General features: G+C 61.2%; 16 protein-coding genes and 1 tRNA gene. 8 read left to right on the top strand and 9 right to left on the bottom strand.

What is annotated here, in order from left to right:
- Positions 1-2: 2 nt before the first annotated feature.
- The 4 genes from RI103_RS04460 to RI103_RS04445 all read right to left on the bottom strand — a co-directional run bounded on the left by RI103_RS04460 (position 3) and on the right by RI103_RS04445 (position 3,104).
- Positions 3-302 (bottom strand): phosphopantetheine-binding protein, encoded by a 300-nt coding sequence (locus RI103_RS04460; protein WP_310814196.1) that lies wholly within the window; start codon positions 300-302, stop codon positions 3-5.
- Complete coding sequence (locus tag RI103_RS04455; RefSeq protein WP_310814195.1) at positions 277-1,071, bottom strand: lysophospholipid acyltransferase family protein; 795 nt, start codon at positions 1,069-1,071, stop codon at positions 277-279. The genes RI103_RS04460 and RI103_RS04455 overlap by 26 nt, the downstream gene beginning before the upstream one ends.
- Positions 1,055-1,801, bottom strand: coding sequence for a beta-ketoacyl synthase chain length factor (locus tag RI103_RS04450; RefSeq protein ID WP_310814194.1), 747 nt, complete (start codon positions 1,799-1,801; stop codon positions 1,055-1,057). The genes RI103_RS04455 and RI103_RS04450 overlap by 17 nt, the downstream gene beginning before the upstream one ends.
- A 598-nt stretch (positions 1,802-2,399) precedes the next feature.
- Positions 2,400-3,104 carry a DUF4136 domain-containing protein gene (locus RI103_RS04445; protein WP_310814193.1) on the bottom strand — a complete coding sequence of 235 codons (705 nt, stop codon included), beginning with the start codon at positions 3,102-3,104 and terminating at the stop codon, positions 2,400-2,402.
- Between the two features lie 227 nt (positions 3,105-3,331).
- Here RI103_RS04445 and pepN point away from each other — a divergent pair, with 227 nt between their 5' ends.
- The 7 genes from pepN (at position 3,332) to RI103_RS04410 (ending at position 10,751) form a co-directional block, all read left to right on the top strand.
- Positions 3,332-6,028 (top strand): aminopeptidase N, encoded by a 2,697-nt coding sequence (gene pepN, locus RI103_RS04440; RefSeq protein WP_310814192.1) that lies wholly within the window; start codon positions 3,332-3,334, stop codon positions 6,026-6,028.
- Between the two features lie 196 nt (positions 6,029-6,224).
- The gene (locus RI103_RS04435) at positions 6,225-6,506 is read left to right on the top strand and encodes a type II toxin-antitoxin system RelE/ParE family toxin (protein WP_310814191.1); all 282 of its coding nucleotides are present in this window, start codon (positions 6,225-6,227) and stop codon (positions 6,504-6,506) included.
- 16 nt (positions 6,507-6,522) lie between these two features.
- Positions 6,523-6,978, top strand: a complete 456-nt coding sequence (locus RI103_RS04430) for a HigA family addiction module antitoxin (protein ID WP_310814190.1) — start codon at positions 6,523-6,525, stop codon at positions 6,976-6,978.
- A gap of 121 nt (positions 6,979-7,099) precedes the next feature.
- Positions 7,100-8,116, top strand: coding sequence for a class 1 fructose-bisphosphatase (locus RI103_RS04425; RefSeq protein ID WP_106283319.1), 1,017 nt, complete (start codon positions 7,100-7,102; stop codon positions 8,114-8,116).
- A gap of 55 nt (positions 8,117-8,171) precedes the next feature.
- Positions 8,172-8,247, top strand: a tRNA-Thr gene (locus tag RI103_RS04420).
- 481 nt (positions 8,248-8,728) lie between these two features.
- On the top strand, positions 8,729-10,051 hold the full coding sequence (locus tag RI103_RS04415; RefSeq protein ID WP_310814188.1) for a hypothetical protein: 1,323 nt from the start codon (positions 8,729-8,731) through the stop codon (positions 10,049-10,051).
- Between the two features lie 13 nt (positions 10,052-10,064).
- Positions 10,065-10,751 carry a hypothetical protein gene (locus RI103_RS04410; RefSeq protein ID WP_310814187.1) on the top strand — a complete coding sequence of 229 codons (687 nt, stop codon included), beginning with the start codon at positions 10,065-10,067 and terminating at the stop codon, positions 10,749-10,751.
- A gap of 654 nt (positions 10,752-11,405) precedes the next feature.
- Here RI103_RS04410 and RI103_RS04405 read toward each other — a convergent pair.
- From RI103_RS04405 to RI103_RS04385, 5 genes are all read right to left on the bottom strand, one after another.
- Complete coding sequence (locus RI103_RS04405; RefSeq protein WP_310814186.1) at positions 11,406-13,343, bottom strand: AAA family ATPase; 1,938 nt, start codon at positions 13,341-13,343, stop codon at positions 11,406-11,408.
- Positions 13,344-13,396: 53 nt separating this feature from the next.
- Entirely contained in the window at positions 13,397-13,867 is a 471-nt protein-coding gene (locus RI103_RS04400; RefSeq protein WP_310814185.1) for a hypothetical protein, read from the bottom strand.
- Positions 13,864-14,067 carry a DNA-binding protein gene (locus RI103_RS04395; RefSeq protein WP_310814184.1) on the bottom strand — a complete coding sequence of 68 codons (204 nt, stop codon included), beginning with the start codon at positions 14,065-14,067 and terminating at the stop codon, positions 13,864-13,866. The genes RI103_RS04400 and RI103_RS04395 overlap by 4 nt, the downstream gene beginning before the upstream one ends.
- Positions 14,068-14,461: 394 nt before the next feature.
- Positions 14,462-15,796, bottom strand: coding sequence for an integrase family protein (locus tag RI103_RS04390; protein ID WP_310814183.1), 1,335 nt, complete (start codon positions 15,794-15,796; stop codon positions 14,462-14,464).
- Positions 15,797-16,124: 328 nt separating this feature from the next.
- Positions 16,125-16,325, bottom strand: a complete 201-nt coding sequence (locus RI103_RS04385; RefSeq protein WP_310814182.1) for a hypothetical protein — start codon at positions 16,323-16,325, stop codon at positions 16,125-16,127.
- A 240-nt stretch (positions 16,326-16,565) separates the two neighbouring features.
- Between RI103_RS04385 and RI103_RS04380 the strand changes: the two genes are divergently transcribed.
- The gene (locus RI103_RS04380; RefSeq protein ID WP_310815171.1) at positions 16,566-19,253 is read left to right on the top strand and encodes an excinuclease ABC subunit UvrA; all 2,688 of its coding nucleotides are present in this window, start codon (positions 16,566-16,568) and stop codon (positions 19,251-19,253) included.
- Positions 19,254-19,269 lie beyond the last annotated feature (16 nt).

The following is a 19,269-nucleotide window of genomic DNA, read 5'->3' as shown; positions in this document are numbered from 1 at the left end:
ATTTACTCCCCCTTTCTGGTTGTTTCGTTCACAGCGTGCACCGCTTCGCGCTGGCTCGTCACGAGCGCCGCCAGCGTGTTGATCGAGCGGAAATGTTCGCGCGTGCGCTCGTCGTTCGCCGCGATGGTCAGTTGGTATTGTTTGCGCAGCACGATGCCGATTTCGAGCGCATCGATCGAATCGAGACCGATGCCGTCGGTTTCGAACAACGGCGCGTCGTCGTCGATATCGGCCGGGCTCAGGTCTTCCAGATCGAGAGCTTCGATCAGGAACTGTTTAATTTCCAGTTTTAAAGAATCCATAGTCGAACAAGTGCTGAGTGATGTGTGCTTCGACGGCGCTCGTCACGCTGCGCGCAGCGAGAGCCGGTGGAGTGTCATGGGCGGCGAGCTGCTCGACGCCGAGCGGCTCGAGCACGTTCACGCGCATTCTGAACGCGCGCGCCGGCACGTCGTACCAGCGCATCTGCTTGGTGAATGCGGGCGGGTCGCAATCCATCAGCACTGGGACGATCGGCGCGCCGACCTTCAGCGCCATGTGCGCGAAACCGCGCGAAAACGCATGCAGCCGGTTCGGCGCGGGGCTGCGCGTGCCTTCCGGAAAAATGATCATGGTATAGCCTGCCGCCAGCTGCTTCGCGCCGGCCTCGACGAGTTCCGCAGGATCGGCGTTGCTGACGTATTCGGCCGAACGCACGATGCCCCAGAAACACGGGTTGCTCCAGTGCGCGTTTTTCACCACGCAGCAGGCATGCGGCGTGAGCGACAGCAGCACCATCACGTCGAGGTAGGTCGGGTGGTTGGCGACCACGATCGCCGGGCCGCCCGCGCGCAACGCCTGCACGCCTGACACTTCGAGTTCCATGACGCCGATGCGCTGCAACACCGCGACCAGCGCGCGGAAAAACCAGTGGATCACGCTCGTCACCGCGAACTGGCGCGAGGCGCGGTGCGGCCACACCCATGCAAGCGGAAACACCACCGCCGAGAACAATACGCCGCACACGCCGAACACCACGAAGGCCATGCCGGTCGCGCAGAATCGCCAGGAGTAATCAAGCCGCGCGGTCATGCCAACTCCAGTGCCAGATGGCGCCGGCGCCTTGCCAGGCGGCGGGCAGGCCGGTTTCCAGACAGTGCTGCAGCGCCTGGCTCTGGGTCGCGAAGAGGGTTTCCGCGGCGACGGCGCCTGCAGCGCCTCGCGCGCTTGCGCTGGTTTGCTTCGCCGACGCCGATTCTGACTGGTCTGCGCGCGACACCGTGCACGTCAGCTCCCCCGTCGCGGTTTCGCCATCGAGCAGGATCGCGATCGCGCCACCCTGCACTTCGTCTTCGATCATGCCGTACGCCGGGTCGGCGGTTTCGTCGGCGTATACCAGCAGCGTCGGCGAATCCGGCTGTGTCGCGTACTGCGCATGTGCTTCCAGCAGCGCATAACCCAGCGTTTCCGCGCCGGCCGAGATCGCGCTCGCCGCGGAGCGGTCGCCGCGCGCTATGCCGAATACGCCGGTCATGGCATTGAGCACCGACAGGCTGAAGGCGGTCGGCGACACCGGCTCGCCCGCGCTGATGGCGCGCAGGATATCCGTGGTGCGCCGCAATTCCCCGTGGCGCGAGGCGAACACGACCCGCGCCGCGTCCTCGCCGACACAGTCGTGCGCAACCTTCAGCGCCACTCTGGACAGAGTGCTCAGACGACGCCGCACGATCGGCTCGATAAAGCCGATATTGGGTGCGGCAGATGCGGCAGCAGGCCAGCTAGACCAGCGAGCGACGGGAATGGTCCAGTGTAGAACGGGCATATCGGTGTTCGCGCGTAGAAGCGAGGAGAGGCTGAAGCGCCTGACGGAATACGGCACCGTCACAGCGTGTACGCGCCGCGCGGACCGGCAACTTCAGCCGGGATCAATCCAATCTTCTTATATAGGTTTCAGCGAATTAACGGCACGTGGCCCCGATTATTTAGGAACCTTTTGCCAATTTGTCTGAAGGATTGTCGCCGGTCCCATGGTCGCCGGAATCATACTGAATATTGTGGGATAAATCAGCCATAAAAGACGTATCCATCTGTATCCGTATCTATCGCGCGACGCCCGCTTGAAAAAGCGCCCGCACGGACCTTTGGCACCCTATTCCACCTTGCGAGCAGCGCCTTTGCCCATTGGCAGTATGGCTCGCCGCCGGTCCGGACACGGAAAACAATCCGCCCGAATCCGCCAATACTTTCAATTTACTTTCTTTAAAAGAATTTCAGCCGGGAAGGCCTGCGTTCATGTGTCGGAGGCGCGACGCGCGCTTTTTCTATCTCAAAAGAACAGAACGGCCCGGCAGGAATGACCTACCGGACCGTTCTGTTCACTACGGGCGTTCACACTTCGATTCGTCACAGCCGCATACGACTTACTGAATGACTTTCGCACCGGACGCCGGCGCCGGCGTGGCAGCGGGCGCGGCGCCGGTAGCAGCGATTTCGTTCGGTGCGCCGCCGTCCTTGCCGACCGGAATCTTCACCGTATGGACCACGCCGTTGCCGAGCGGAAAATCGGCCAGCGCGCTACGCGCCAGATACGGCATGGCCCGAACCAGCGACGACTCTCCGCCCGAATTGCGCGCCGTCACGTTGTAGACCTCCTTGCCGCTAGTCCGCTCGGTAATCCGTACGCCCAGAAGGTGCGTGAAGATCGGATAGCTCTGGTTCACGTAAGTGGTTGGGAACGCGCCCCACGGGCCCCACGGATCGAACGGCCGGCCATAGCCCCAGTACGGCGCTGGCCACGGGTTGTAATACACCGGCTCCGCGACCGTCACCATGTCCGAGCGCATCCCGTACGAAAGGCCGACCAGATAGCGCGCCTGCGCGCTGTCGACCTGGCGGAATGCATGTGCGGCGAGTTCGTTCGCGACAACGCGCTCGTACGTGCTGAGCTCGAGATTGTTCTGCTGGTCCGCCGCCCGCGTGAACGCGTAGGTCCGGGTGGCGTCGTTGCTGCTCCAGTCGGAGAAGGCCGTGACCTGGGTGGTGACATAGGTCGTGCAGCCGGAAAGCAGCACCGTCAGCGCGGCTAGCAGCAGCGTGGCGCGGCGGGTCCATCGATCGATTGTCATGGTCTACCTCGTGAAGCTTCTGAATTGCCTCTGTATTGTCCGTCAAACCCGGCCTCGTCGACGCACAGGCTTTCCCGCACGCGGGCGCCCGATAATACGCTGACCAGGCAATTCGGTAAAAAGTTCGCTCCGCACGATTCGCCGAGGCTTTGTACAATGGCTCGACATGCCCGGCCCGCACGCCAGAAGCGCGCTCGCCGACTTCAGTTCCAACATTACAGAACGCCATGGCCGATACCGCAACGCCCAATGTGATTCGCCGCGCCGACTACGCGCCGCCCGCCTTCCTGATCGAGACCGTCGCACTGGAGTTCGATCTGGTTCCCGAACGCACGGTTGTCCGGAACACCATGCGCGTGCGCCGCAATCCGGAGGCGTCGCGCGCCGCCCACCTGGAACTGATGGGCGAACAACTGGAGTTCGTCAGCGCCGCGATCGACGGCCAGCCGTTCGCCAACGCCCACGCGCACGAACACGGCCTGCTGCTCGACAACGTGCCGGATCAGTTCGACCTGACGCTCACGAGCATCTGCAATCCGGCTGAGAACACCACGCTGTCGGGCCTGTATGTGTCGGGCGGCAATTTCTTCACGCAGTGCGAGGCCGAGGGCTTTCGCCGCATCACTTATTTCCTCGACCGCCCGGACGTGATGGCGACCTTCACAGTCACGCTGCGCGCCAGCAAGGCCGATTATCCGGTGTTGCTGTCGAACGGCAACCTGCTCGAAGAAGGCGACTTGCCCGACGGCCGCCACTTCGCGCGCTGGGAAGATCCGTTCAGAAAGCCGAGCTATCTGTTCGCGCTGGTCGCCGGCAAGCTGGTGGCCCTGGAAGAGCGCGTGAAGAGCGGTTCGGGCAAGGAAAAGCTGCTGCAGGTGTGGGTCGAGCCGCACGACCTCGACAAGACCCGCCACGCCATGGACTCGCTGATCCATTCGATCCGCTGGGACGAGGAGCGCTTCGGGCTCGAACTCGATCTGGACCGCTTCATGATCGTCGCGGTGAGCGACTTCAACATGGGCGCGATGGAGAACAAGGGGCTCAACATCTTCAACACGAAGTACGTGCTGGCGAACCCCGAAACGGCAACCGACACCGACTTCGCGAACATCGAGGCCGTGGTCGGCCACGAGTACTTCCACAATTGGACCGGCAACCGCGTGACGTGCCGCGACTGGTTCCAGCTGAGCCTGAAAGAAGGCCTGACGGTATTCCGCGACCAGGAGTTCTCGGCCGACATGGCGGGCGGCGCGACTGACGAAGCCGCGCGCGCCACCAAGCGCATCGAGGACGTGCGCGTGCTGCGCCAGATGCAGTTCGCCGAAGACGCGGGTCCGATGTCGCATCCGGTACGCCCCGAGAGCTACGTCGAGATCAACAACTTCTACACGATGACCGTCTACGAGAAAGGTTCGGAAGTCGTGCGGATGTATCAGACACTGTTCGGCCGCGACGGTTTCCGCAAGGGCATGGACCTGTACTTCAAGCGCCATGACGGCCAGGCCGTGACCTGCGACGATTTCCGTCATGCGCTCGCCGATGCGAACGGCCGCGATCTCACGCAGTTCGAGCGCTGGTATAGCCAGGCCGGCACGCCGCGCGTGTCCGTGCGCACCCAATACGACGCCGCACAGCACCGTTACAGCGTGACGCTCACGCAAGGCTATGGCGAAGGCGCGCCGGCCGCGCGCGAAACGCAAAAGGGTCCGCTGCTGATTCCGTTCGCGATCGGTTTGATCGGCAAGGACGGCCGCGACCTGCCGCTGCAATTGCAAGGCGAAAACACGGCGTCGGCCTCCACCACGCGCGTGCTCGAATTCACGCAGACCGAACAGACCTTTACGTTCGTCAACGTGGCGCAGGAGCCGCTGCCCTCGCTGCTGCGCAATTTCTCGGCGCCGGTGATCGTCGAATACGACTACTCGGCGCAACAGTTGGCGTTCCTGCTTGCTCACGACAGCGACCCGTTCAACCGCTGGGAAGCCGGCCAACGGCTCGCCACGCGCGAACTGCTCACGCTCGCCGGGCGCGCCGCCACGGGCGTGCCGCTGCAACTCGACGATTCCGTGGTCGCCGCGTTCGCGCGCGTGCTGACCGATGAAACGCTCTCGCCTTCGTTCCGCGAACTCGCATTGATGTTGCCTTCGGAAGCGTATCTGGCCGAGCAGATGGCCGAATCGAATCCGGCGGCCGTGCACGCCGCGCGGCAATTCGTGCGCAAGCGTCTCGCCAACGCGCTCAGGAGCGACTGGCTCAAGGTGTACGAGCAACATCGCACGCCGGGCGCGTACGAAGCCACGCCCGAAGCGTCCGGTCACCGCGCGCTGAAGAACCTCGCGCTGTCGTACCTCGCTGAACTGGACGATCCGGCCGAGGCTGTGGGTCTCGCGTCCGCGCAATACGATGCGGCGAACAACATGACCGACCGCTCGGCGGCGCTCTCCGCGTTGCTCAATGCGTCGGCGGCCAAGGGCGGCAGCGCCGAGGCGCAGCAGGCGCTGGACGACTTCTACCGGCGCTTCGAAAAGGAGCCGCTCGTGATCGACAAATGGTTCGCCTTGCAGGCCACGCAGCGTGGCAGCGCGCAACGTCCGGTGATCGAGATCGTGCGCAAGCTGATGACGCACCCGGCCTTCAACCTGAAGAACCCGAACCGCACGCGTTCGCTGATCTTCAGCTTCTGCGCGGCGAACCCGGCGCAGTTCCATGCCGAAAACGGCTCGGGCTACGCGTTCTGGGCCGATCAGGTGATCGCGCTCGACGCCATCAATCCGCAAGTGGCCGCCCGCCTCGCCCGCTCGCTGGAACTGTGGCGCCGCTTCACGCCGACATTGCGCGACGGCATGCGCGCGGCGCTGGAGAAAGTCGCGTCGCAGGTGAAATCGCGCGATGTGCGCGAGATCGTGGAGAAAGCATTGGCGTGATGCCCGCCTGAACGCGGTTGTCGCATCGAAAGCCGGCAGATGTTGCCGGCTTTTTTTCGCCCCTGCGTTTTGCCGGCGCGACTGTGCGCGGCACTCACGTTAGCCATCTGGACGACTGTTCGACTCGCGTCGGCGAGGGGAAATTAAACGCATTCACTTAACGGTTTACGTTTAACGCGATGCGTTATATCATCCCATGATCACGACATTCGGCGACAAAGCTACGGCGAGAATCTTTCAGGGTAGGTTCGTTTATTCACTGCCGCTTCACATGCAACAGCTCGCGCGCCGCAAGCTGTTTATGATCGACGCCGCGGAGTCCATCCGCGACCTGCACGCGCCGCCTGGCAACCGGCTGGAAGCGCTGCAAGGCCAGCGCAGCGGGCAATGGAGTATTCGGATCAATGCGCAATGGCGCATCTGTTTTCATTTCGTCGACGGGGAGGCGCTGAATGTCGAGATTGTCGACTATCACTGATTATTGGGAGACCGGCATGGTCATCAAACGCTCCGATCTGCACAGCATCGATTTCTCGGACATCGACACCGGCGAGAGCATCCCGGAAATCCATCCGGGCGAGGTTCTGCGCAGCGAGTTCCTCGAACCGCTCGGCATGTCCGTCAACGCGCTCGCGCTTGCGCTGCGCGTGCCGGCGCCGCGCATCAACGACGTGGTGCGCGGCAAGCGCGCCATTTCGGCTGACACCGCACTGCGGCTCGAGCGCTACTTCGGCGCGAGCGCGCAATTCTGGCTCAACCTGCAAATCGCCTACGACCTGCGCGTTGCCACCGCGGCCGCTGGCGAACAGATCGAACGCGAGATCGAACCCATGCCGAAGGCGGACCGCCCGAAAATGCCGAAGGTTTCGACCGAACACGCCCGTGCCGCGGCGCTTGCGGCGAGCGTAAGCGGCAAGCTCACGGCCGGCAAGGCGCGCCGCAAAGCCTGAATTTCGCGACATGTCGGTGTGCCCTGCGGCATCGCCGCGCACGGTTCCCGCGCAAAAGCACGGAAGCGACACAACGAACGGTTAAAATCGGAATATTCCTCAAGCCTTCCCGGAGTACAGCATGGCTTTGCAACGTCGTACCACTCTCACGAAGTACCTGATCGAGCAGCAGCGCGAGACCAACAACCTGCCGGCCGATCTGCGCCTTTTGATCGAAGTCGTCGCACGTGCATGCAAGGCGATCAGCTACCACGTCAGCAAGGGCGCGCTGGGCGATGCGCTCGGCACGGCGGGCAGCGAGAACGTCCAAGGCGAGGTGCAGAAGAAGCTCGACATCCTGTCGAACGAAATCCTGCTCGAAGCGAATGAATGGGGCGGCAATCTCGCCGGTATGGCGTCCGAGGAAATGGAACAGTTCTTCCCGATCCCGGCGAACTATCCGAAGGGCGAGTACCTGCTCGTGTTCGACCCGCTCGACGGTTCGTCGAACATCGACGTCAACGTGTCGATCGGCACCATCTTCTCCGTGTTGCGCTGCCCGGACGGCCAGCAGCCCACCGAACAGTCGTTCCTGCAGCCAGGCACGCAGCAGGTCGCCGCCGGCTATGCGGTCTATGGTCCGCAAACCGTGCTGGTGCTGACCACCGGCAACGGCGTGAACTGCTTCACGCTCGACCGCGAACTCGGCTCGTGGGTGCTCACGCAGAGCGACATGCGTATTCCGGTCGAAACGCGTGAATACGCGATCAACGCTTCGAACGAGCGTCACTGGTATCCGCCGGTCGAGCAGTACATCGGCGAATTGAAGGCTGGCAAGGACGGTTCGCGCCAAAGCGACTTCAACATGCGCTGGATCGCGTCGATGGTGGCGGACGTGCATCGTATCCTGAATCGCGGCGGCATCTTCATGTATCCGGCCGACAAGCGCACGCCGGACAAGCCGGGCAAGCTGCGCCTGATGTACGAGGCGAATCCGATGGCCTTCATCGTCGAGCAGGCGGGCGGCGCCGCGACCAACGGCGAGAAGCGCATTCTGGACATCCAGCCGAAAAGCCTGCATGAACGCGTGGCGGTGTTCCTCGGCTCGAAGAACGAGGTGGACCGGGTTACCCGCTACCATCTCGAAACAAAAAAGTGAGTTCAGGGGCTTGCCAAGCTGATAAAGAAGTCCCTATAATCTCGTTTCTCCTGATGCCGGAATAGCTCAGACGGTAGAGCAGCGCATTCGTAATGCGAAGGTCGGGGGTTCGATTCCTCTTTCCGGCACCAACAGATTCAAGCACTTAGCCCAGTCATTGCGACTGGGCTTTTTGCTTTCTGGGCTCCGTGTAGGCACTGTGTAGGCAGTTTCGGTCAGTGCGCGAGAATACGAACCCTCTGTCCGAAAGGACGCGATGACGCCGCAGGACAAGCTGGCGAGCCTGCCCGGTGCGGCGACGTTCCTGCGCCGAGGGACCACGCTCGAAGTTCTGCGGTAACGCGTCCTTGGTGACCAAACACGTGCCGCAGCTCGCAGCGAGAAAAAGTCGGGACGAAATATGGCCATTGCGTGAGTTAGCAGGCGAGCCAATTTGGACACTCCACGCTGACTTTCAGACCGTCGACAATCTTGCCACTTCGTTCCTACATCGACGGAGTGGGCCAATTCGAAATATATCGAACAAATCGGAGTGAATACCCGTATCGGGTTACTGTCATCTAACGCTCCGTGCGCCAGCGCAATCAGTTCGGATAGCTATGGAAGAATCTGATGATCCGTCCGTACGGCGTTTTGCATGGGCCTAGCATCGAAGCGCCGGTGCGGCTGCGGCTTTATCTGGGGACGAGGAGGCGGCTAACTGCGCTACACTCGCGCTCTGCTAGCGATTCACTATTTCCGCGCTTCGGCAGCTTGCGCGGTCGAGGAGAAAAAATGCGCCTTAAATCCGTCACTTACCGAGAGTATGCAGGCAGCACGCAATTCTGGTGCCTTGAAAAAATGACATATGGGCCAAGGATGCTCATTGTTGGAAAGAATTCCGCCGGTAAGTCACGATCAATCACTGTGCTTGCGTCGCTCGCGAGGAACATATCGGGCCGCCAGCCTCCCGGTCTATCTGGAGATTATTTCGCTGAGTTCGATTTTGACGGACACGCTTATACGTATGAAGTCCGTTACAGTGAAGGCGCAGTTGAGCACGAACGGATTGCAATTGACGAAAGAGAATATCTCTCGCGCGGCGTCGGAGGGTTTGGCAAAATTGTCGCCGAAAAAATAGGGGGCGGTCTGGTGATGGACTTTCAGCTTCCCCCAAATATCCTTGCGGCGACGGCACGGCGAGATGCAGTCCAGCATAGTTTTATCGAACCACTATTCGAATGGGCAGACTCGCTTCGCCACTATCAGTTTGCCGGGATTGCGCAAGGAGCTTTGGCTGTCTTTATACCCGGGGCGCAAGCTGTTGATATTCGCGATCAGAATGCGGTTGCCGGGGTATTCAAGGAAGGAAAGAAGCTGTTTTCGGATGAATTCGTCGAATCAATTAAAAGGGATATGTCGGCAATCGACTATGCGATCGACGAAATTGAATTGGCACCCCCGGTAACAATTCGTGTCAATGGATTTGGCCCCCAACAACCGGTTTCCTTGTGCGTCCGGGAGGCGGGATTGCCTGGTGTGACGGATCAGCTGGGTATGTCGACAGGCATGTTCCGCGTACTGGCATTATTGATTCATGTGAATTTCGCGCAATTCAAAGGCGCGGTGAGCACGGTATTAGTCGATGACATTGGAGAGGGACTCGACTTTGATCGTTCGTGCAGATTAATCGAATTGTTACGAGATAAAGCGGTGCAGTACGGATTTCAGCTGGTAATGTCGACCAACGATAAATTCGTAATGAATCATGTGCCGCTCGAAGAATGGACAGTTTTGCATCGAGAAGGTAATACGGTGCATGTGAAAAACAACCAAAACTCGAAAGCTGCGTTCGATGAATTCAAGTTTACCGGGCTTAGCAATTTCTCATTCTTTGAAATGAACGCGGTTGAGATGGCACAAGAAATCGACGACGAAGAGGGGCGCGATGCGTAGATTGGCGATTTTCGTGGAAGGATATACTGAACTATTATTCATCGATAGATTGATTCGCGAGATTGCCGAGAAAAAACAGCTTGCGGTTCAGCATCGTAAAATTCGCGGAGGTGGACGCGACGGTAAGGTGCCTAAGCGATACGTTGAGCTTCAAGTGCCGACTGAAATGGACGGTATATCGCACTATGTGTTGATCGTCGATTGCGGGGGTGAAAAGTTAGTCGCGCAACGCGTGCGAGAAGAGCACGCCTCGCTAGATGCGAAAGGCTACGAGAAGATTATTGGCATCAGAGACGTGTTCCCGAATTTTACTAAGGCCGATGTGCCCTCGCTCCGCCGGGCGATGCAATACGCGATCAAGACCAAGCTGGCGCCCGTCCAGTTTGTGCTATCGGTCATGGAAATAGAGGCTTGGTTCCTTTCCGAACATCTACATTTCCCGCTTATCGATCCCGCAATAACAGTTGCTGCCATACACGCAGTGCTCGGCTTTAACCCTGCGACCGATGATATGTCCGACAGGCCAGCACCGGCCGAGGACATGACCGCTGCTTACCAATTAGCGGGCAAGACGTACGCCAAGGGTAGCGCGGACGGAACAATTCATGCGCTCGACTATGACCATGTGTATGCGGGCTTGCGCGACCGAATCCCCGACCTCAACGACCTTGTGACGTCTATCGATACGTTCCTTGCATGATGCGAGCGTCCGCTTTGATAAAGGGTTACCGACTGCTGTGGGCCGATGCTGTCGAAAAAGTCGGCGACGGTCTACATAGCGAGGTTTTCATGGGTCGCTTTACCCTTGACCGAGGCCCGCGAACGGCTTGTAGGCCGATCTGAGAGGTCGATTTTCTGGCCGGCGGTGCGCTAACCAACTGCCGCGACTTTTTCAACAGCATCGGTCGGTTTCTGCCAACCGGAGAGGTTCGTGTTCGCACTCACGAGCGCGCGCGTGGGTTGTGACTGTCGCCCCCTTTGCGGGCAGTTCGTTCGCCATCGGCCCAGTATTCCGGCCGCCTTGCCGCCGCGCCCAATAGTAGCCGCTCTAGTGTTCGGCCGCCGCATTCGCCCGGCCGCCGTTCGGCCGTGAGCGCCGCCACCAGATCAGCGCACACCCAAAACGATAGCCGCCTAAATCCTGCGGCTCGCAATCGGAGCTTGTGGCGCTGCAGCCGATTAGCGTTTTTCGATACCATTACCAACCCCTTAAAAACAGAACCCGTCCACCGAGACGCAAAGGACGAAAAGGACGAAATTGCGTCTCGTGCGTCCAGCCCATAGCAAAGACGAAAGGACGAAAAGACGCACCACCCCTTTAGGGGTGGCGTCTTTGCGTCTCGTCCTTTGGGGTTCAGATTTCCCAAACCCATCCGTCGAACTCCGCATAGTGACCCGCCGTGATCAACGCATCGAGCGCGCGACGAGCTTCAGGCTTGCGGCGTCTCTGCTCGCACGTCATATCACTGGCGAGGGCCGTCACCGCCTCCTCTTTTCGCACGCACTGGCGGCCGGCAGGTGCGCCCGCCTCGCCGTGACGCTCCGAGGCAAGCAAGAGGATTTGCATAGACTCATGCACGACCTTTTGCGTCGCTCCCCTTGGCGCGCGCGGGCCGCCTTGTGCGGGGCTGTTATCGGGCTCAACTACGCACGATGTAACCGGCTCGCCGTTGTGATCCTCGCCAAGGTCAACGAGCTGGAGCCGGAACGGATTGCTTGCGCCGTCCGCATCGTCTTTGCTTTTTGCGACGAGCCATTCGCGATGGTCGCCGTCCCGTTTCACTTCAATGCCCGCATCGAGCGCCGCAAATAGGCTGCTATGGCCGCGCAAGCCCTTCGCCGCATCCTTACCTGTGTGATGCACCGCCAACACCACGCCGCCGATTACGCGCTGAATTTCCTTGCACGCCTCGATCAACTCGCCCATGTCCGTACTCGCGTTTTCGTCGGCTCCAGGTGCGGCACGGTTCAATGTGTCGATAACGACCAACCCGTCACGCAAGCCGGTCGCCAATACCGCCGCGCACAAGTCAGCAACATCGGCCGCGCGGCGAAGGTCGAATGGTTGCGTGATGAATTGCAGCCGATCAGAACGCAGCGTCCTGCCGTTGTGCTTGCGCCATGCGTTGACGCGCTTTCCCATACCGGCCTCGCCTTCGAGGCAGACATACATTACAGGCGCAGCATCGACGCGCCGCCCGAACCATTCGCTTCCTTCGGCAACGGCCGCGCACAGATCGAGCGCCAGAAATGACTTGCCCGAGCCCGAAGGGCCATAGAGCGCGGCCAGTCCCGACGCCGGCAGCACACCGCGCACAAGCCATCGAAGCGGGGGAGCGTTTAGCAAATCGTCGGCCGACAGGACGCGGTAACGTTGCGGGTCAGCTTCGTGAGAGTCTCGCGCTTTCGCGGGGTCGTGCCAGCCGGCTTTCTGCGCTTCATAGAACAGCGTGGCAGCCGTCACGGGCACCGCCTTATTGCCCTTGAACGAATCCCACACGCTCCGGCAATCGTCTTCACCCGTATAGTTCGCCCCGTTGGCGCTCCACGCATGGAACACGTCATAAGGGACGCCGGCATCTTTCGCAGCCATCGCGATTCGAACCCATGTTGGGCGGTCGCAGCCGGCTCCGAGCGAGAAAAGCGCATAGCATGCCCTCGCCGCCTCGTTCGGCGGCCGTTTAGAGTCGTTTATAGGGCTGTTCACGGGCTCGATACGGGGCGCGCATACCCATTCGGGCAACAGCGGCATCTGCTGTGCATCAAACGGGCTACAGCCCGGCAGCCATTCATACGGCTCGCCATTCGGATGAATGCTCGGCGGCGCCACGATATAGCCGTTGTGTTTCAGGTCGATCCCCGGCCCAGCCTTGCCGGGCAGGTGCGCGCCGCCAGGTTCGCGGTAATAGCGATGCTCCCCGCCACTGCCCGACTTTGCTACGACGGACGAGCGAAGAGGGCCGTTCTCCGTTTCGAGCGCCGAAAGCGTTTCAAAGCCGTTCGCCTTCCCTTCGTGGCGGTCGATATCGACCACAACGATTCCTGACGCGGCGCAATTGATGCCGATATTGGCATCGGGCACGGCGCGCCACCATGCTTTAATCGCTTCGGCGTCGCACGTCGCATCGTCCTTACCATTTGGCACGAGCGCGCCAAGCGGCGCTTTGCCCTTCGGCCTCAACGGGAGTACGCGCAACCCCCGTGCGGCGTAATCCAGCGCATAATCGAGCATTGTCGCGGGTTCGAGTTGCTCGTGCGCCGCCCCACCGACATATTCTGCAATGCTAATCATTTTCGTTCCGTGATAGGAATGAACGCCCCGGCCTCAAAACCCGGGGCTCTTTTTTATTCGGTTACTTGGTTCGCATCTGTCGGCGAGCCGGGATTGCGCTTGTACACGTGCCAGTCGTAACGCCGCATCTCCGGACTGACGACCATGTCGAATACGCAGTTGATGTGGGCGCTGTTGTCGTGCCTGTAGCCGCAGATAAGCGCGGCGAGAATAAATGCGCCGTTCAAGATATGGTCCGGCAAGCCGTTCTCGCCCGCCCAGTTCTCTGCGTTGTGTTTCAGGCGGTACGAATACGCATTCTTGTTGAACGTCCGGCGTGGCCGGCCCAAAGCCAGCAGGAACAAGACCGCCGCTCGCACTTGCTCATAGTCGAATTCGCGACCAGCGTCGGGCATCCGTTTGTCGGGCCAACCCTGGACAGTAAGCTGAGGGTGTGCCCGCAACACAGCAGCACCGCGCCGCCGCACTTCGCGCACGGTCATTGGCGGCGCGACGGAATTGGAAATCAGACGGGCCGCGCTCATGCTGCCACCCCCGTCAGTTGCTCGACGGAATCCATCGGCCAGCAAAGGCGGCGGTTCGGCAGCTTGACGGGGCGCACATTGAAGTACGCGCCGGTCTGGCTGTAGCGCTTGTGGATTGAGCGCGCACGGACGTTCAAGCGTTCGGCCAGCTCGTCGGTCGTGAGAAAAAGGCGGGTGCTTCGTTCGGTTTGCAGTTCCATGACTCCCTCATCGGTGTGATCGATGGGGAGAACGGTAGATCTTCAGGATAACTACTTGTGTCGATCGAGCGCCGCGGAGCTTCAGACGCCAATTAAGTTATTGATTTTTAAAAGGTCGTCGCGTCTTACTTGTCACTATTCGTTGCACGGCGCTTTCTGGAACTGCATCGCCCTCGATGCCTATTTCGCGGCGAACTCCCAAAGATTTTTTCGACGGGTATGTGCTCGGTGAACTCGCAATTTTTCTTTGGCACGGCCTAAACACGCGGTGAATTTTAAGATTTTTCTCAAAAGAATTTCGTCGGTGAGTGCATGGCATCGCGCTGTAAATCCCGCCCCCTCAGAAGGCTACGGGGGGGCCTCTCCGCGAGCGCGTCGCCCTTCGCGCCGGCATTTACGCATTCGCAACCACACGCAACCCCGGCGCGTCGTCCTCGACCTCGAACTCGATGCGCGCCTGTTCCAACAACCACGCTTCTATCTTGACGTGCCACATGCGCAGCAGGTCGAGCGGGCGGCGGCGGTAATGCTTCTCCGCAATGGCGGACGGCTTGTGACCTTGAATCTGGGCCACCACCCCGACTGGCACCTCGCACCATTCGGCCAGCGTACCGAATGAACGGCGCAGGCCGTGAAGGGTTACGTGCGGCAATCCGGCCGCCGCCAGCGCCTGATTGTGCGCAATTCGCGGCTCGGCAATCTTTCCATCGGCGGCGGCAGGACTGGAAAAGACCCAGCCGTTGCGGCGCGGCAAGGCAGCTAACAAACAAGCAAGGTAAGGCGTCAATGGAATGACGCGGCCTGTGTCCTGTTCCACTTTGTCGGCAATGGAAAGGCTGCGCCACTGGAAGTCCACATCAACCCACCTGAGCGCAGCCATTTCCTCACGGCGCGCGCCGGTCAGCAGAAGCGATTGCAGATAGGCGGAGATAACCGGGTTCCCGATGTTGCGGACCGCCCCAAACCACACCGCCAGTTGCTCGCGCTGCAAGCTGTCGCCCTCCTTCGCCTTGCTCTTAGGCAGCACCGCCGTTACCTTCGGGGAATCGTAAGAATCAGTGGGGATCGTTCCGGCATACTCATCCTGCCCGCCGCACCAGCGGATGAACGCCTTCACGAGCCGATAGGCATGCGCCGCATTGCTCGGGCGCTCCTGTGCCTCGTCCGCCAGCCATGCCGCAACCGTTTTTGCAGTCAGATCAGACAGCTTGAGCGGCATCAGCGGCGCGAGCGGCCCGCGTACCGTCTTTCCCTTGCCGCGCTTCAACGGCTCGCCACCGGGAGCCGCCAGGGCGATATGGTCCGCCAGATAACGGGCCGACCGGGGCAGTTTCGTCTTGGGGGAAATGGCCGATTTCAGGTATCCAAGGTAATCGGCCCATGCGTCGCCAACGGTGGCACTCTGACGGCGCGCTTCTGCCTTCCGGGCCTCATGGGCAACCTTCCGCTCGGCCCTCACTTCACGCGGGTCTTTTCCGTCATCAATCAGGGTCTTGAGCCTCGCTGCCTCAGTCCGGGCCTTGCCAAGCTCCCATGCACGTGCGTCGCCGATGGTTACCCGGACGGTCTTGCCGAACAGGCGAGACTCGTAGATGTACGACCGGGCGCCGGCAGGTGTTACGCGCAGGCCCAAGCCAGGCGTTTTGGCGTCCCAATGGATGGTCTGGGCCTTGCCAACCTCAGCCTGAAACGACGCGACCCGCTCCGCCGTGAAATTTAGTTTTTTCACTACCCACCTCAAATAGGGGCCGCATCAATGTAGGCACCGTGTAGGCAGATTATGTCGCAATCGATCAACCTCGGTCAATTCAGATATGCGAACAAGTAGGCCGCACACCGTTGTATTCATTGATACTGACTGCCTACATGGGCATAAATCAACATCGATAAATATCATCTTTGTCGCATTCGTAATGCGAAGGTCGGGGGTTCGATTCCTCTTTCCGGCACCACAAGATTCAAGCAAAAAGCCCAGTCCTCGAGACTGGGCTTTTTGTTTTCTGCGCCTGCTTTCCCGATACTGCGCGCATTACCGGTAAAGCAACCTACGCTGCCGCTCACCCACGAAAATCCAGCCGATCGTATTGCGCCGTCAAGACGAGGTTACGAGCCACGATCGAATCTTCCACCTGTGCTGGCGCTGACCGTTGAGTGTCATAAGCCGCGACCGCTTCCTGCGGCGCCGAAGAAAACCACAAAATGCGGCCGTCACACTCGATCCCGACCTGACGACCTTTCCAGTAGACAGCGTTTTCCATGGCGAACTCTCTGAAGGGCGAAGACTGCAATCTTCCGCGCCAGTCGTGGCGCGTCCGTTATCCACCGCACTCTGGGCGCGAATAGTCGCTTCAATGATAGGCGGTCATTTCTGGATCGACGGGAGTGCGCGTGCCTCGCCTTCACTGCCATCATCGCCACTTCATCGTCGGGCATGTTCTGTGCGGCCTCACAAACGTCCGCCCGATTCGCCGGGCCGCGCTTATCCGCTATTCATCGATATGGACGCCATCCGCAACAAGTCTCGCTCGACACGGCCGACTTCCGACGCAACCGCATTCACCGGCTTCGTGCGCGTGCGCGGCGCTCGCGAACACAATCTGAAAAACGTCGACGTTCAGATTCCGCGCGATGCGCTCGTCGTCTTCACCGGCGTGTCCGGCTCGGGCAAATCGTCGCTGGCATTCGGCACCTTGTACGCCGAGGCGCAGCGGCGCTATTTCGAATCGGTCGCGCCGTATGCCCGACGCCTGATCGAGCAGGTCGGCGTGCCCGAGGTCGACGCAATTGAAGGCCTGCCGCCCGCGGTCGCCCTGCAACAACAGCGCGGCACGCCAAGCGCGCGATCGTCGGTAGGCAGCGTGACCACGCTGTCGAGTCTCGTGCGTATGCTCTATTCGCGCACCGGCGACTATCCGCCGAAGCAACCCATGCTGTTTGCCGAAGATTTCTCGCCGAACACCGTGCAAGGCGCCTGTCCGACTTGCCATGGACTCGGCCGCGTGTACGAGGTCACCGAAAAATCGATGGTGCCGGACGACTCGCTGACCATCCGCGAGCGCGCGATCGCCGCATGGCCGCCCGCATGGCACGGACAAAATCTGCGCGACATTCTCGTGACGCTCGGCTACGACGTCGACAAGCCGTGGCGCGACTTGCCGAAGCAAGACCGCGACTGGATTCTCTTCACCGACGAACAGCCGACCGCGCCCGTCTATGCCGGCCTCACGCCGAAGGAAACCCGCGCCGCGCTCAAGCGCAAGGACGAGCCGAGCTATCAGGGCACCTTCACCAGCGCACGCCGCTACGTGCTGCACACGTTCGCGAATACCCAAAGCGCGCTGATGAAAAAACGCGTGTCGCAATTCATGGTCGGCAGCGTCTGTCCGACCTGCCACGGCAAGCGGCTTAAGAAAGAAGCGCTGTCGGTGACATTCGCCGGACTCGATATCGGCGAGTTCGCGCAGTTGCCGCTGGCCAGACTTGCCGCGATGCTCGAACCGATCGCGCGAGGTCATTGGCCGGAGTCGGACGTCACCCACTCGGGCCAAACCACCGCCAAGGGCAGCGTGCTCAGCAAGAGCGCCATGCGCGACGCCGTCGACAAGCGGATCGCCGCAGGCGGTTCCGCGCACAAAGCCTCGCCCGATGTGCGGCGCACGCCCAACCTGTCGGAGGAGAAGCGCGTCGCCGCGCAGCGCATTGCAGCTGAACTGCTCGAACGGTTGACGACTCTCGTCGATCTGGGTCTGGGCTATCTCGCGCTGGAGCGCAGCACGCCCACGCTGTCGTCCGGCGAATTGCAGCGCTTGCGACTCGCCACGCAGTTGTCGTCGCAGTTGTTCGGCGTCGTGTACGTGCTCGACGAGCCATCGGCCGGCCTGCATCCCGCCGACGGCGAAGCGCTCTTCAGTGCGCTGCGGGGATTGAAGGCGGCGGGCAATTCGCTGTTCGTCGTCGAACACGATTTGCAGATGATGCGGCGCGCGGATTGGCTCGTCGACGTCGGTCCCGCGGCCGGCGAAGCAGGCGGCCACGTGGTTTATAGCGGGCCGCCCGCCGGCCTGGCGAAGGTCGAAGCGTCGCAAACGCGCCGCCATCTGTTCGCGCCGCCCGCGCCCGTCGAGCGCGCGTCACGCGAACCTGCCGGCTGGCTGCGGCTCGCCGGCATCACGCGCAATAATCTGCACGGTCTGGACGCCGCGTTTCCCCTCGGCTGCCTGACTGCCGTTACGGGCGTGTCGGGCTCGGGCAAATCGAGCCTCGTGAGCCAGGCGCTGCCGGAACTGGTTGCAAGCCACCTTGGACGCGTCTTCGAAAACCCGGACGACGACGAGCAAAACCCGTTGCTTGCCACCGAGACCGTGCCGACCGGCGGCCACATCGTCGAAGGCATGGATGCGCTGCGGCGGCTCGTGCGCGTCGATCAGAAACCGATCGGCCGCACGCCGCGCTCCAACCTCGCCACCTACACGGGCCTCTTCGACCACGTGCGCAAGCTGTTCGCCGACACGCCGCTCGCGCGCAAACGCCGCTACAGCGCGGGCCGCTTCTCGTTCAACGTGGCGCAAGGCCGTTGCCCGACATGCGAAGGCGAAGGCTTCGTCAGCGTCGAACTGCTGTTTCTGCCGAGCGTCTATGCGCCCTGCTCGACATGTCACGGCACACGCTACAACCCGCAGACGCTCGAAATCACATGGCGCGATAAAAACATCGCTGAGGTGCTCGGCCTGACCGTCGACGCGGCGTGCGATTTCTTCGCCGACGAAACCAGCGTGATGCGCGCGTTAAACGTGCTGCGCGACATCGGCCTCGGTTATCTGCGGCTCGGTCAGCCGGCCACGGAACTGTCCGGCGGCGAAGCCCAGCGCATCAAACTCGCCACCGAACTGCAACGCGCGCAGCGCGGCGACACGCTGTATATCCTCGACGAGCCGACCACCGGCCTGCATCCCGCCGACGTGGACCGGCTCATGGTGCAACTCCAGGGACTCGTGGATGCCGGCAATTCGGTGGTGGTAGTCGAACACGACATGCGCGTGGCCGCGCAAAGCGACTGGGTCATCGACGTCGGCCCGGGCGCCGGCGACGCAGGCGGCAAGATCGTCGCAAGCGGCACACCAGCCGAAATCGTGCGCGCGAAGGAAAGCCGCACCGCGGAGTATCTGCGGCAGCAACTCGCAGCCTGAAGGCGAAGGAAGCGTG

It is taken from the genome of Paraburkholderia sp. FT54 (assembly GCF_031585635.1).
GTDB lineage: Bacteria > Pseudomonadota > Gammaproteobacteria > Burkholderiales > Burkholderiaceae > Paraburkholderia.
This window is presented reverse-complemented; position numbering and strand designations above follow the sequence as displayed.